This window comes from Bradyrhizobium sp. AZCC 2262 (assembly GCF_036924535.1).
In the GTDB taxonomy this organism is placed as follows: Bacteria; Pseudomonadota; Alphaproteobacteria; order Rhizobiales; family Xanthobacteraceae; genus Bradyrhizobium.
In genome coordinates this window covers 7,739,801-7,752,381 of the sequence record NZ_JAZHRT010000001.1, presented here as the reverse complement: position 1 = coordinate 7,752,381, position 12,581 = coordinate 7,739,801, and the positions used below count along the sequence as shown (strand labels likewise).

The window sequence follows — 12,581 nt, the reverse complement described above, 5'->3', positions numbered from 1 at the left end:
ACGGAAGGGGCACATTGGAAGACGGCTCCGGTCCAGCAATCCACAGTTGATGTTGGCCAACGCAGAGCGTCATCCACCGCGCCATCATCGATGGATCACGCGGTATGGGTCCCTGCGTTCGCAGGGACGACCACCAAGATTGGACGTCATCTACGCCCCGACGTTCTCGCCGAGATATTCGATCGCGGCCTCGGTTCCGCCCTTGCCATGCGGAATGTTGAGCGCGTTGAGGCCGACCTCGATGACGCCGAGCGTGCCCAGAACCATCGGCGCATTCACATGGCCCATATGGGCGATGCGAAAAGCCTGGCCGGACAAGTCGCCGATGCCGGTACCGAGCACCACGCCGCATTTGTCCTTGCAGTAGCGCTGCAGTGCGGCCGGATCAAAGCCGTTCATCGTCACCGTCGTCACCGTGTTGGAGCGCTCATTGGCCTCCGCAATGTTGAAGCCGAGCACCTGGCCCTCGGACCACGCCGCCACCGCGCGGCGCACCGCCTCGGCGAGCAGGCGATGACGCAGGAAGGCGTTTTCAAGTCCCTCGACATGGAGCATGTCGATCGCCTTGCGCAGCGCGAACAGCAAATGCACCGGCGCGGTGCCGGCATATTTGCGGTAGTGTTCGCTGCCTTCGCGCTCGGTCCAGTCCCAATAGGGCGTGCGAAGGTTGGCCTTTTTGTGCACTTCGCGGGCGCGGTCGTTGGCGGCGACGAAGCCCAGGCCCGGCGGCGTCATCAGGCCCTTCTGCGAACCGGACATCGCGACGTCGATGCCCCATTTGTCCATCTCGAACGGCATGCAGCCGAGCGAGGCCACGGTGTCGACCATGAACAGCGCCGGGTGGCCGGTCGACTTGATCGCCTTGCCGATCGCTTCGATGTCGTTATAGGCGCCGGACGCCGTATCGACCTGTACAGCTACGATCGCCTTGATGGTGTGATCCTTGTCCTGCTTCAGCCGCGCTTCGACCTCGCTCGCGCGGATCGCGCGGCGCCAGTCGCCCTTCAGCACCTCGACCTCGGCGCCCATCGCCGATGCCGCATTGCCCCAGCCGATCGCAAAGCGTCCGCTTTCCAGCACCAGCAGCTTGTCGCCGCGCGATAGCACGTTGGAGAGCGTCGCTTCCCATGCGCCGTGACCGTTGGCGATGTAGATGTAGGATTGGCCCTTGGTGGCGAACAGTTTCGAGAGGTCGGTGAGCAGGCTTTCGGTCAACTGCACCATCTGGTCGGAATAGATGTCGAGCGCCGGGCGGTGCATCGCCTGCAGCACTTCGTCGGGCATGGTGGTAGGTCCCGGGATGGCCAGAAATTCCCGGCCCGCGCGAACGGTCATTTTTTGGTTTTCCTTATGGGCAGGTACGCGACGTCGAAGCGCACGAGGTTTGTTGTCATATTATTCGATCGAAGTCGTCATTGCGAGCCACCGCATCGCACAAATGTACATCCGATGACAGGCGCAGCGAAGCAATCCAGAGCCGCAAAAAAGATCAAATTGCTCTGATTGCTCCGCTCCTCGCGATGGGTGCGCACGTTATTTCCCCACCGCATTGGCGATCGCGCGCCAGATCTGATCCTTCAATTCGGTCGCCGGCGGGCTAGGGATCGTCACCGCAGGCCCGTCCCGCTTTTTGCAGGCCTCGACCAGCCGCAGCACCCAGATTTCGCCGTCGGTGTAATAGAGGTCGCCGCCGCCATTATGGCCCGCAATCGTCGGCCCTATGCCGGTGACCTGATATTTCGCCTCGACCATGCCGGCATTTTCCAGATCAGCCGCGAGCAGCGCGCGCTCGGCGTCGAGATCGGGGCTGATGTGGTGCGTCACGGCCGCAGTGTATTTGCTGACGCCGACGCCGCGATCTTCCGTCGCCGCCCCAAGCCAGACCGGTCGCTTCTCCTCGCCGCTTTCCAGCACCTTCCAGTAGCGCACATGGTTGCGGCGGTCGGCACTGGCCCCGATCGGCTTTTCATAGGCGAGATCCTCGCGGCGGCCGAGATAGTAGAGATTGCTCACCGGCGCGTCCTTGTAGGGCCGGTCGAGCAGTACGCTGCCGACGATCTCGATCGACGATTTCAGCGTGATCCGGTCGGCCGGATACCAGCCGGCCGCGTGCATGGCGCAGACCACGTCGGCGAGATCGCCGATCAGTCCGACATTCATGGGATCGCCGGGAATGCCCTGGCCGGTCCGCGTCACCATCGGCATGTCGGCGAGCCCGCGCTGATGCTCGTAATGCGTCCAGAACCCCGGCAGCACCAGATAGGCGAGCAGGCCGTAACCGCCGAGGATGACGAGCACGAGCATCGTCGCGCGCCGCAGCCCGCCGCGTTTTTTTCGCGGCGGCGCTTGCGGTTGTTGGTTGGTTTGAATATCCGGCACGGCGTTGCGCTCTAAGGAAGTCGGTCAGGGACGGCAGCCGCACTTCTCCCTCTCCCCGTTCTTACGGGGAGAGGGTCGGGGTGAGGGGCTCTCTCCGCGAATTCTGATGCCAGATAGATGGACCTGTACCCCCTCACCGGGATCGCGAAGGGCGATCCGACCTCTCCCCGCAAGCGGGGCGAGGTTAAGACAAAAACTACCGCCTCGTCTCCCGGCAGCCGGCGGCTTCGGCTTCCTCGACCGAGCAGAACCAGCGCGTGCCCTTTGAGATTTTCATCTCGATCTTCGCATACCAGCGGCTGGTCGGCTGGTGAAAGATGCATTCGCCGGAGCGGTTGACATTGCCCTTGATGGTGCAGTCCGGCGATGGCGCAACCGGACCGGACGCCGACGCCAGCAGGATCGCTTTGGCGTTCTCCGGCGGCTTGATCGCGCCGAGAATAGTGGTCTTCTTGTTGCGGACGCGCCAGTCCCACGGCGCGATGAACGCACCCTGCCACATCCCGGCCTTGGCCTCGCGCGCGGCCTTCTCGTCGCCCTCGTAGTCGTGCGAGACGCGCGTCAGCGCCAGCGCCCAGCCGTTCGACACCAGCCATTTCTGGATGTCCTCGCCGTCGGCCTCGCAGCGCGCCACCGTGCGGCCGCGGCGGTCGGTGACGGCCCTTGTATGACAGGTCCAGCTCTTGCTCCCGAAGCGTTTGATCAGTTCGTCGCGCGCGGCGGCGCCGCAGGCCCAGCGCTCGCCCTTGGTGTTGAGGCAGAGCTGATCGACGGACGGCGCGTCGATGCCGCCCAGACGGATGCGGCTGTTGCCGATCTGGAGCTGATCGCCTTCGCGGATTTTCGGGACGCCGGTGATGTCGGCCGCTTGCGCCATGGCGGGGAGCGACAGCAGCAAAAGCGCGGCCAGCAATTTCCGTATATTCATCGGTGGCCCCAGCAGCGGAATGATGCGGATAGTGCGGACAATGGGGCCGTCTTGCCAGTGTCGTAGCGTCGCATCGTTTTCAACTTCCCGTCATTGCGAACCGTAGCCCGGATGGAGCGAAGCGCAATCCGGGAAACTGCTCCCTCTGGCGAGACCGCCCCGAATTTCGCTTCGCTCCATCCGGGCTACGCTACTTCGCCTAACCGCCCCCTACGCGTTCTTCACCATCGCCCTTCTTGCCAGCGCCAGTCCCATCAACACAAACGCCGACGTCACCTCGGGTCCGCCGACCAGAATCCGCGTCGGCGTCTTCATCTTGTTCCATTCATAGGCCCTGTACGGCCCATGCCTGCCGCCTTCGCCGAAATGGGCCGTGATGCAGTTGAGCGCCGGCGCGAAGGTCGAGACGTCGGCGCCGAGATGCGCCAGCGCCATCAGCGCCAGCGCGGCGTCGAACGGGTTCATCTCGCGCGCGATCAATTCTCCCTGGACATAGCCGAGCACCTTGTTGCGGATGAACGCGAACGTGCCATCCGGATCGATCGCCCGCCGCGCCGCATCAGGCAACGCCATGAACGCGGCATGGCAGCGGCCGAAATAGGCGGAGTAGAGTTCCGGCAGATAATAGATGTGCGAGGGCGGATTTCTGAACGCGCCGCTTTCGGCCAGCCGCCGCTGGAAGCCCAGGATGCGATGCACCGTCTCCAGCCGCAAAGGCGTCTCCAAAATCCTCCAGCGCGCAAGATTACGGAAAGAGACTTCGAGAATGTCGAGATTGAGCGTCGGATCGAGGTCGTTGCCGTAGGGCCGGTCGCCGGCGAGATTGTCGATCCAGGTGACGACACCGCCTTCGTAATCGATATTGTCGTTCAAGGGCACGGTGACGCGCGGCTCGTTGGCGCCCTCGCGCACCTGATAGCCGCGGTAGAAATCCAAAAGCGGCTGGTCGAGGATCGGATCGGCGGAGCCTGCCTGGGTCGCCGCCGAGAACGAGCACGCCGTGGTGTCGCAGTCCGGCACGTAGATGCCGAAGCCCAGATCCTGCTTGATCTGGGCGAAGAAGCGCGAGAAGCGCGGATGCGGCAGCGGCGCCAGGGCCGTGATCACTCGCACCGTGGAGCCGTCGTGTGAGGACACTTCCTCGGCCGAGGTCTTTAGGCAGAAATCCACCATGTCGGCTATCGCGCGCCGCGACGTCGCGGCCTCGTCGGCGGACGCCAGCCCGGTCTCGACATAGCTCAGCAGCGCCTCGGTGAAGAAGGCGTCGTAATAGGCCGAGCGGTGGCGGATCTGCATCGGCTGCCATATCGGCTCGGCGACCCCCGTCCATGGCGGGTTGATCAGGGCGCGGGCGGGCGAATGCGCGATGAAAATCCGCGCCAGGCTGAACAGCAGCGTCGAGTTCTTGTAGCCGCGCGAGTTCAGCCCCGTTAGCGCCATCAGCATTTCGCGCCCGCCCATGTCGGGGTCGCCGATCAGGTTGAAGGCGGCATAGGTCGGAATGAAGCCGTTTCTGGCAAACGAGCCGAGGAGATGCACGCCGCAGCGGCGGATCACCCGGTCGATCTCGGCGAGACCGGGCGCCCGGTCCGCTGCCGCCGCCGGCTGCGGGGCGGGGTGGTGCACGCCGATATCGGCCATCAGTTCGGCGATCGGGGCGCCGACGGCGGCCCAGTCCGGCTCGGCCTCGTCGCGCGCCCTGATCAGCGCCTCCTGCAAGGCGCCTAGTCGTTTTTCGTCCCGCAACGCGGGCAGCCCGGTCCGCCGCAGCAGCGGCCGCAGCGCCGGATTGCCCAGGGCCGTGCGATAGAACTTGCCGAGATGGGGGTCGCCGCCGCGGTATTTCAGCAGCACGGGATCGCAGACGTCGTACAGCGAGGGGCCGTCTTTCCGCGCGGTCAGCGCCCGAAATGCGGCGCCGGCGATGGTGTGGAAGCCCATGCAGTTTCTTTCCGCCGGAACGGTGAAGGGAGGGCCGCGTTGGGCTTGGTCAAAAGCCCATGCGACCACCGCCGGCCGGATTCGGGCCTGCAAGCCCTTGAAAACTATACAAATCCGCGAAAAACACAAATGTGATGTAGATCACTTAAGTGAAATTAACTTTCCACCAGTATCTGCGGTTATGGGGATCCATGCACCAAATGAGGTTGTTCGGGAGGGCCCGGCAGGCTAAAAGCCCGGTTGTTGCGGTGCCGCAAATTGCGCGCAATTGGTCGGCACACACCCTGCAACCCCTTTCAAACTTGAACGGTCCTCAGCGACTAACTGGCGCTGGTCTTGCTTTGGTGCCTTGGGACAAACTTGGGATGGTAACGTGATGAACCTCGGTAAGCTCCGCATCTCCCGCCGCACCGTCACCATTGCCGTTGCTTTCGCAGGCGTGGTGTCGCTGGCGATCGGCGCCCATGCCGCGCTGAACAAGCGTTCGCTCGACGCCGCCAAGGCGATCGGCACCGAGCAGACCGGCTCGATCGGCACGTCAGCCAGCCGCGTTGCGCTGGTGATCGGCAACGGCCATTACCCGGATGCGTCAGCGCCGCTGTCCCAGCCCATCAACGATGCCCGCGGTCTCACCGCTGCGCTGCGGGCCAAGGGTTTTGACGTCGACGTGGTCGAGGACGCCACCAAGGACGACATGGCCCGCGCCATCGTCCGCCTGAAGGCCAAGCTCAAGCAGGACACCGTGGCGATGCTGTTCTTCGGCGGCTACGGCGTGCAGGTCGGCCGCGAGAGCTTCATGATTCCGGTCGATGCCGCGATCTGGAAGGAAGCCGACGTCCGCCGCGACGGCGTCAGCATCGAACAGGTGCTGGACGCGATGACCGAGAAGGGTGCCAAGGCCAAGCTCGTCGTCGTCGACGCCTCCCGCCGCAACCCTTATGAGCGCCGCTTCCGCTCCTATTCCCATGGGCTGGCCCCGATCTCCGCGCCGGAAAACGCGCTGATCCTGACCTCGGCGACGCCGGGCAAGGTGGCCGATGACGGCAAGGGCCAGTACAGCGTGCTGGTGACCGAACTGCTCAACAATCTGAATTCACAGCCCGGCGCGGCCAGCGCCTTCAACAAGACCCGCATCTCCGTCTCCCGTGCCTCCGACGGCGAGCAGGTGCCGCAAGTGTCGTCGTCGCTGATGGAAGACGTCCGCCTCGGCGGGTAAGAGCGGCGCTTTCAAGCCGAAACCTCTCCCCCGTCGTCCCTGCGAACGCAGGGACCCATACGCCGCGGCCGGCGTAACGGGCACGCGGGGAGACGGCTTTGCTTCGGCAAACGACAGCGGTAGTCGGCAGAGCGTCTGCGACCGCGCGCTATTTAGAGATCACGCGGTATGGGTCCCTGCGTTCGCAGGGACGACCGTGGGGAGAGAGTTGGCATTCCTCAAACAATCAGATCGCTGAGATCGCGCCACTCCAGATTCTCCCGCTCGATCAGCTCGATCTTCCAGTCCCGCTTCCAGCGCTTGAGCTGCTTTTCACGGGCAATCGCTTCATCCGGCCGCTCGAACGCCTCGACATAGACCAGCCGATAAACGCCATAGGTTTTGACGAACGACGAGCCCTCGCCTTTGCGATGCTGCTCCATCCGTTTCGCGAGGGAATTGGTGACCCCGATATACAGCGTCCCGTGACGCCGACTCGCTAGGATGTAGACGTAATACATGCGCGAAACATCATTTGGCCGTCGTCCCTGCGAACGCAGGGACCCATACCGCGTGATCTATCGATGAAGGGCGGTAGCCGACACCTTATCACGCAACGAACGCCGGTGGTTATGGGTCCCTGCGTTCGCAGGGACGACGGCAGCAGTTGTGCCCGCCCGCGCTACTTCCCCTCCGCCGCCGCCGTCACCGCGCGCACCGGATCGCCTTCGCGGAGCAGCGCGCCCGCGCGGGCCACCACGATGTCGCCTTCCTGCAGGCCGGAGGTGATCTCGACCTGGCCGGCCGACATCAGCCCCGTCTCCACCCGCCGCGTTTCGACGCGTGCGCGCCGCACCACCTGCACCACGGTGCCGGCGGAGCCATAGAGGATGGCGGTGAGCGGCACCGAGACGCCGCAGCTTTGCCCGGTCTTGATCTGCGCGCGGCCTGAGGAATTCACCAATAGCCGCCGGTTGGTGGTGACGCCGAGGAACACCTGCGCGAGCTGGCTGTTCGGCTCGACGGTGGTCGACAGTCGCCGCACCTTGCCGTCGACCTCGCCGGCGCCGATCACCTTGATCCGCGCGGTCTGGTTGACGGCAAGCTTGGCGATATCGCGCGTCGGCACCATGCCGACCAGATCGAACTCGCCGCGCGCGATGATCGAGAACAGCGCTTCGCCCTTGCCCGAGGCAAGCGCGCCGACCGACGCGGTGGATGCCGAGATCACCCCGCCCACCGGCGCCTGCACCGTGATCTGCCCGCCCTCCGGCAAAGTCAGCCGCGCCAGCACCTGGCCTGCGGTGACGCTGTCGCCCGCATCCACCATCACCTCGGCGACCTTCAGCCCCATCCGCTCGGGCCGCACCTGGTTCTCCTCGCGCGGAATGATGGTGCCGGACACCTCGACAATATTGGCGAAACAGGATTTGGCGGCGTTCAGCACGGTGACGGCGGCGCCCTTGGCGGGGACCTCCGGGTCGTCGGCGGCGAGGGCGGGGCAGGAAAACAGGCAGAACATCCCCGCTGCGATCAGGGGGGCCAGCTTGGGCGAAAGGTCGCGTGCGCGGATGGTCATCGGCATTTCGTTCCCGGTTTTAGGTGTTAACCGATACCAGAACGCCGACAGGAGAGCCAAGCGCCAAGAATGTCACCCCTCCGCCCGGACCGCCGCCGCCAGCGCCGCATCGAGCGCCAGTGGAACGCCTGCGAGTTCGTCCGCGCGGGCGATATGCCTTGCGATCGCGGGATTGATCGATGACGCATGGGTGAGCGGGAGCATATGACCGGCGGCCGGCAGATGCTGGACCTCGGCGCAGTCGATGATCGCGCCGAGCCGCTGTACGATGCGTTGGGTGACGTAGGGCGACAGCCCGCCTGAAACCAGCAGGGTCGGAACGCGAAGGGAGGCCGCCGCGGTCGCGACATTCTCTTCGGCGAACGCAGCCGTGAAATCGAACGCCAGCTTGTCGGCGCGCTCGATCATGCGCAGGCGCGCGCTGGCCGGCAGCGGATCCTGCGGACCGGACCCGTTCCAGAATTCGATGAACTGGTCGATCGCCTCGAGCGCCGATCCATTCCAGAGGTCCTCGGAAACGTCACGCGCGACCTGCGCGAAACGCGCGTGCAGCCGCCGGTCCGCATCGCTCTCGCACAACAGCGTCGGCAGCACCGGCTCGATCAGCGTCAGGCTGCGCAGGCGATGCGCGAACGGAGAACAGGTCGCGATCTTGAACGCGATCGCGCCGCCATAGGAATGGCCGACGAGATGGATCGGTCCCTTCGCGTCGTTGAGCGTGCCGCTCAAGGCGTGGACTTCTTCCGCGAGCGTCAGGGGCAGGTCCAGCGCGCAGGCGTTGGCACCATAGCCGGAGATGTCAGGGGCGAAGAACGGATGGCTGGGGCCGAGTTGATCGGCGAGCGTCTTCCATTGGCGGCCCGAGCCAAGCGAGCAATGCAGCGCCACGACGCAAGCCTTTTCGCGTTCCTTGCCACGCTCCGCGCGCGAAATTTGAATCACATTGGTCATCGAATTTTTGCTCATCGAAATTTTTTCCTGGCGATGAAGAGGCTGGTCTGATGGTCTTCTCCCTCTCCCCGCTCTTCGCGGGGTCGAGACGAGCGAAGCTCGCTCTTAGAGGGTCGGGGTGAGGGGCTCTCTCCGCGAGAGCTGACGCCAATTGCTGGACCTGTACCCCCTCACCCGACGCTGCGCCCGACCTCTCAGCGCGAGCTTCGCTCGTCGCGGCCCCGCAAGCGGGGCGAGGTTAAGTCTCACCGCTTGGTGATGACGATTTCGAGATATTCGGATGGCACCACCATCGTGCTGTCGCCGGAGCGGTTCATGCGAACGATCAGCGCATGTAGATCGTTGTACAGCTCTTCCTGCTTCGCCGGCTCCAGCGCGGCAAACGCTTTCAGCACCGGGCCGTAATAGGTCTTGAACACGTCAAGGAAGTGCGAAGGCGAGCGATAGCGGAACTTGAACAGGCGCGATTCGGCCTTGATCGCGCGCGCCTCCGCGTCGAACATTTCGGTCAGCCGCGCGCGCGTGCCCCACAGCGCCGGCGATTTGGTGCCAGCAGGCGGCGGCAGATATTTGCCGAGCGTCTTGAAGACCTGACCGATAAAGCCTTCCGGCGTCCAGTTCGCCAGGCCGATCTGGCCCTTGGGCCTGCAGACCCGCATCAGCTCGGCGGCTGCGCGGTCCTGGTTCGGCGTGAACATGACGCCGAAGGTGGAGAGCACCGTGTCAAAACTGTTGTCGTCGAACGGCAGGTTTTCCGCGTCGGCTTCCCTGAATTCGAGTTGCCAGCCTTCCGCCGCGGCGCGCGCCTGGCCGCGCTCCAGCAGCGCCGGCACGTAGTCGGTCGAGGTGACGTCGCACCACCGCCGCGCCGCGGCGAGGCTCGCCATGCCGTTGCCGGCGGCGACATCGAGCACCTTTGAGCCGGCCTTGAGATCGAGCGCCTCGCAGAGTTCCTCGCCGACGATCTGCAGCGTTGCGCCGACGATGGCGTAATTGCCTGACGACCATGCGGCCTGTTGACGCGTCTTGAGGGCGGCAAGGTCGGGGGCGGGTGCGGCGGAATCGGTCTGGGTCACTGCGATCGCGGTCTGGGCGGCCATCGGGTCTCCTCCCGTGTCATGCAGCCACGGAATGGGGCTGCGATGAACCAAACATGGCTCTGCTCGGACCTAAAGACTCTGGGGGGAGCCTGATTTTGCCTTGAGGGAACTTTGATTTTTCAGTGAGAGGCCGGCGTCTGTGAGATTTCGCACACGATCTCGCCGGAGAATCCGGTCAATCTCCCGCCGGACGAAGTGGCCGGAAATCGCGTGCCGGGACCAGGTGATCTCTGATAATTAAACCGGGATGAATCCGTGCAATTTCATTTTTCAAACCATGTGCTGGATGTCGACCTTCGCGAGCTGACCCGCGGCGGCGAGAGTGTGGCGGTCGAGCCGCAGGTGTTCGATCTGCTGGTTCACCTGATCGAAAACCGCGACCACGTCGTCACCAAGGACGATCTGATCGAGACGGTGTGGGACGGCCGCATCGTCTCCGAATCCACGTTGACGAGCCGGATCAACGCCGCGCGCAAGGCGGTCGGCGACAGCGGCAAGGATCAGATCATGATCCGCACCCTGGCGCGAAAGGGCTTTCGCTTCGTCGGCGACGTGCAGCCGAAGGCCGCGAATGGTGGCGAGGCGTACGCGGCTACGCCGCTCGATCCCACGGGCGAGCTGTTGCATCCGCCACTCCCGGCGCTTGATCGCACCGCGATTGCGGTGTTGCCCTTTGCCAATCTCTCCGGCGAGCCGGAGCAGGAATATTTTTCCGAAGGCATCAGCGAGGACATCATCACCGCGCTGTCGAAGCTGCGCTGGTTCTACGTGATCGCGCGCAATTCCTCGTTCATCTACAAGCAGAAATCCGTCCACCACCAGCAGATCGGCGAGGAGCTCGGCGTCGGCTACATCGTGGAAGGCAGCGTGCGCAAGGACGGCGATCACGTGCGCATCACCGCCCAGCTCGTCGATGTTGCCACCGGCAGTCACCTCTGGGCGGAGCGCTACGACCGCGATCTCGCTGACGTGTTCGCCGTGCAGGACGAAATCACCCAGGCCGTCGTCGCGGCGATCGAGCCGCAGCTCTACGCCGCCGAGGATTTCCGGGCCCGGCGCAAGACGCCCGACAACATGGATGCGTGGGATCTGGTGATGCGCGCGCTGTCGCATTACTGGCGCGTGACGCGGCAGGACAATCTGGTTGCGCAGGCGCTGTTGGAAAAGGCGATCAGCGTCGACCCCGGTTACGGCCAGGCGCTTTCCCTGCTGGCGGCCTGCCATACGTTCAGCGCCCATATGGGCTGGCAGGACATGCCCAAAGCCGTCTCGGTCGCGGAACGCGCGGCGCTGGCGGCGATCCGTGCCGACAGTGAGGATGCGTGGGCGCATTATGCGCTGGCCAGCGTCTATCTGTTCCACCGGCGCTTCGATGATTGCATCGCCGAATTCGAGCTGGCGCTGCGGCTCAATCCCAATTTTTCGCCCGCGCGCGGCATTTACGGTGTTGCGCTGTCCTATCGCGGCCAATGGGAGGAGGGCGATCGCGCCGCGCGCGAGGCGCTGAAATTCTCACCCCGCGATCCCTTTGCCGCGATCTATTGCGGCGTCGCCGCCTATTGCCAGTATGTCGGCAAGAATTACGCGGAAGCGATCCGCCTGTCGCGTGAAGCGTTGCGGCACCGCACCGACTTTGTCGGCGCTCACCGCGTGCTGACGGCCGCCCTCGGCATGGCCGGCGCCACTGACTCAGCCAAAGCGGCACTCGAGGGCCTCCGCCGCACCCAGCCCAACATCTCGCTCGCCTGGCTGGCCAGCGGACTGCCGTTCGAGCACGAGGCGGACAAGGCGCATTATCTGGAAGGGTTTCGGCGGGCGGGCTTGCGATAATTGACTAGAGCATGATGATTTTAGGTCGATGCATGCGCTCGCACCATCTCCGTCATCTCAGGAATAAGCGCACTTGCGCTTATTCCGAAGGTGCGAGCGGAGCGAGCCTCAAAGGATGAGCGGCCCGTGGCGGTCGCCCTTCGAGGGCCGCTGCGCACGGCCACTTCAGGGTGACGGATCACATTGATTCAAGCTTGCTTCATCAGGCTTTAGGATCTGCAATAGCTGCGCGGCGATATCTCAAGCTGAACTGGACGGCAAATCATAGCTGTCTGAAAGTCTTTGCCGGCCGCAACGGGCATGTTGATGCTGCCTCGCTTCCGCGATGCAACCCTCAAGGAGAGCTACATGCCATTGATAGAGGTTCACGTCATCGAGAACGTGTTCAATGCTGAGCAGAAGCGTCAGATGATCAGCAAGCTCACGGACGCCATGGTGTCGATCGAAGGCGAGGCCATGCGCGGCGTCACCTGGGTCAAGATTTCCGAAGTCGCGAGCGGCGATTGGGGCATCGGCGGTCAGTCGCTGACCACCGAAGCCGTCAAGGATCTCGCGGCCGGACGAAAGGTGGCCTGACGAGCTTCCGGCCTTGCATCGCCGGCGGGCCGGCCCTGCCGGGGGTGCGGCGTGCCGCTTCCTCATTCAGATCTTCACGCCGCCGTGTCCGGTGCTAATCGC

11 protein-coding genes are annotated in these 12,581 nt (G+C 64.3%); 3 read left to right on the top strand and 8 right to left on the bottom strand.

The features are described from left to right. Positions 1 to 150: 150 nt before the first annotated feature. From V1283_RS36300 to V1283_RS36285, 4 genes are all read right to left on the bottom strand, one after another. A complete protein-coding gene (locus tag V1283_RS36300) occupies positions 151 to 1,335 on the bottom strand; it encodes a pyridoxal-phosphate-dependent aminotransferase family protein (RefSeq protein ID WP_334391399.1) in 1,185 nt (394 codons plus the stop codon). A 198-nt stretch (positions 1,336 to 1,533) separates the two neighbouring features. After that, complete coding sequence (locus V1283_RS36295) at positions 1,534 to 2,304, bottom strand: LssY C-terminal domain-containing protein (protein ID WP_334391398.1); 771 nt, start codon at positions 2,302 to 2,304, stop codon at positions 1,534 to 1,536. A 271-nt stretch (positions 2,305 to 2,575) separates the two neighbouring features. Continuing rightward, positions 2,576 to 3,307, bottom strand: a complete 732-nt coding sequence (locus tag V1283_RS36290) for a thermonuclease family protein (protein WP_334391397.1) — start codon at positions 3,305 to 3,307, stop codon at positions 2,576 to 2,578. Between the two features lie 210 nt (positions 3,308 to 3,517). Next, positions 3,518 to 5,248: a hypothetical protein gene (locus V1283_RS36285; RefSeq protein ID WP_334391396.1), complete on the bottom strand. Its 1,731-nt coding sequence runs from the start codon at positions 5,246 to 5,248 to the stop codon at positions 3,518 to 3,520. Between the two features lie 376 nt (positions 5,249 to 5,624). On the opposite strand from V1283_RS36285, the gene V1283_RS36280 reads away from it, so the two are divergent. Further along, complete coding sequence (locus tag V1283_RS36280; protein ID WP_334391395.1) at positions 5,625 to 6,464, top strand: caspase family protein; 840 nt, start codon at positions 5,625 to 5,627, stop codon at positions 6,462 to 6,464. Positions 6,465 to 6,682: 218 nt separating this feature from the next. Here V1283_RS36280 and V1283_RS36275 read toward each other — a convergent pair whose 3' ends face one another. The 4 genes from V1283_RS36275 to V1283_RS36260 all read right to left on the bottom strand — a co-directional run bounded on the left by V1283_RS36275 (position 6,683) and on the right by V1283_RS36260 (position 10,073). Further along, on the bottom strand, positions 6,683 to 6,964 hold the full coding sequence (locus V1283_RS36275; RefSeq protein ID WP_334391394.1) for a GIY-YIG nuclease family protein: 282 nt from the start codon (positions 6,962 to 6,964) through the stop codon (positions 6,683 to 6,685). 161 nt (positions 6,965 to 7,125) lie between these two features. Beyond that, positions 7,126 to 8,022 (bottom strand): efflux RND transporter periplasmic adaptor subunit, encoded by an 897-nt coding sequence (locus V1283_RS36270; protein ID WP_442895806.1) that lies wholly within the window; start codon positions 8,020 to 8,022, stop codon positions 7,126 to 7,128. A 72-nt stretch (positions 8,023 to 8,094) separates the two neighbouring features. Continuing rightward, complete coding sequence (locus V1283_RS36265; protein ID WP_334391393.1) at positions 8,095 to 8,988, bottom strand: alpha/beta fold hydrolase; 894 nt, start codon at positions 8,986 to 8,988, stop codon at positions 8,095 to 8,097. Positions 8,989 to 9,218: 230 nt separating this feature from the next. Then, complete coding sequence (locus V1283_RS36260; RefSeq protein WP_334391392.1) at positions 9,219 to 10,073, bottom strand: class I SAM-dependent methyltransferase; 855 nt, start codon at positions 10,071 to 10,073, stop codon at positions 9,219 to 9,221. Positions 10,074 to 10,328: 255 nt separating this feature from the next. Between V1283_RS36260 and V1283_RS36255 the strand changes: the two genes are divergently transcribed. Beyond that, positions 10,329 to 11,903 (top strand): winged helix-turn-helix domain-containing protein, encoded by a 1,575-nt coding sequence (locus V1283_RS36255; RefSeq protein ID WP_334391391.1) that lies wholly within the window; start codon positions 10,329 to 10,331, stop codon positions 11,901 to 11,903. A 348-nt stretch (positions 11,904 to 12,251) separates the two neighbouring features. Further along, positions 12,252 to 12,479, top strand: a complete 228-nt coding sequence (locus tag V1283_RS36250) for a tautomerase family protein (RefSeq protein WP_334391390.1) — start codon at positions 12,252 to 12,254, stop codon at positions 12,477 to 12,479. The last annotated feature ends 102 nt before the right edge of the window (positions 12,480 to 12,581 follow it).

Excerpts from the sequence above, each read along its gene's own strand:
- V1283_RS36295 (WP_334391398.1), bottom strand. The coding sequence starts at position 2,304 with ATGCTCGTGCTCGTCATCCTCGGCGGTTACGGCCTGCTCGCCTATCTG.
- V1283_RS36250 (WP_334391390.1), top strand. The coding sequence starts at position 12,252 with ATGCCATTGATAGAGGTTCACGTCATCGAGAACGTGTTCAATGCTGAG.
- V1283_RS36270 (WP_442895806.1), bottom strand. The coding sequence starts at position 8,022 with ATGACCATCCGCGCACGCGACCTTTCGCCCAAGCTGGCCCCCCTGATC.
- V1283_RS36290 (WP_334391397.1), bottom strand. The coding sequence starts at position 3,307 with ATGAATATACGGAAATTGCTGGCCGCGCTTTTGCTGCTGTCGCTCCCC.
- V1283_RS36260 (WP_334391392.1), bottom strand. The coding sequence starts at position 10,073 with ATGGCCGCCCAGACCGCGATCGCAGTGACCCAGACCGATTCCGCCGCA.
- V1283_RS36265 (WP_334391393.1), bottom strand. The coding sequence starts at position 8,988 with ATGAGCAAAAATTCGATGACCAATGTGATTCAAATTTCGCGCGCGGAG.
- V1283_RS36280 (WP_334391395.1), top strand. The coding sequence starts at position 5,625 with ATGAACCTCGGTAAGCTCCGCATCTCCCGCCGCACCGTCACCATTGCC.
- V1283_RS36285 (WP_334391396.1), bottom strand. The coding sequence starts at position 5,248 with ATGGGCTTCCACACCATCGCCGGCGCCGCATTTCGGGCGCTGACCGCG.
- V1283_RS36300 (WP_334391399.1), bottom strand. The coding sequence starts at position 1,335 with ATGACCGTTCGCGCGGGCCGGGAATTTCTGGCCATCCCGGGACCTACC.
- V1283_RS36275 (WP_334391394.1), bottom strand. The coding sequence starts at position 6,964 with ATGTATTACGTCTACATCCTAGCGAGTCGGCGTCACGGGACGCTGTAT.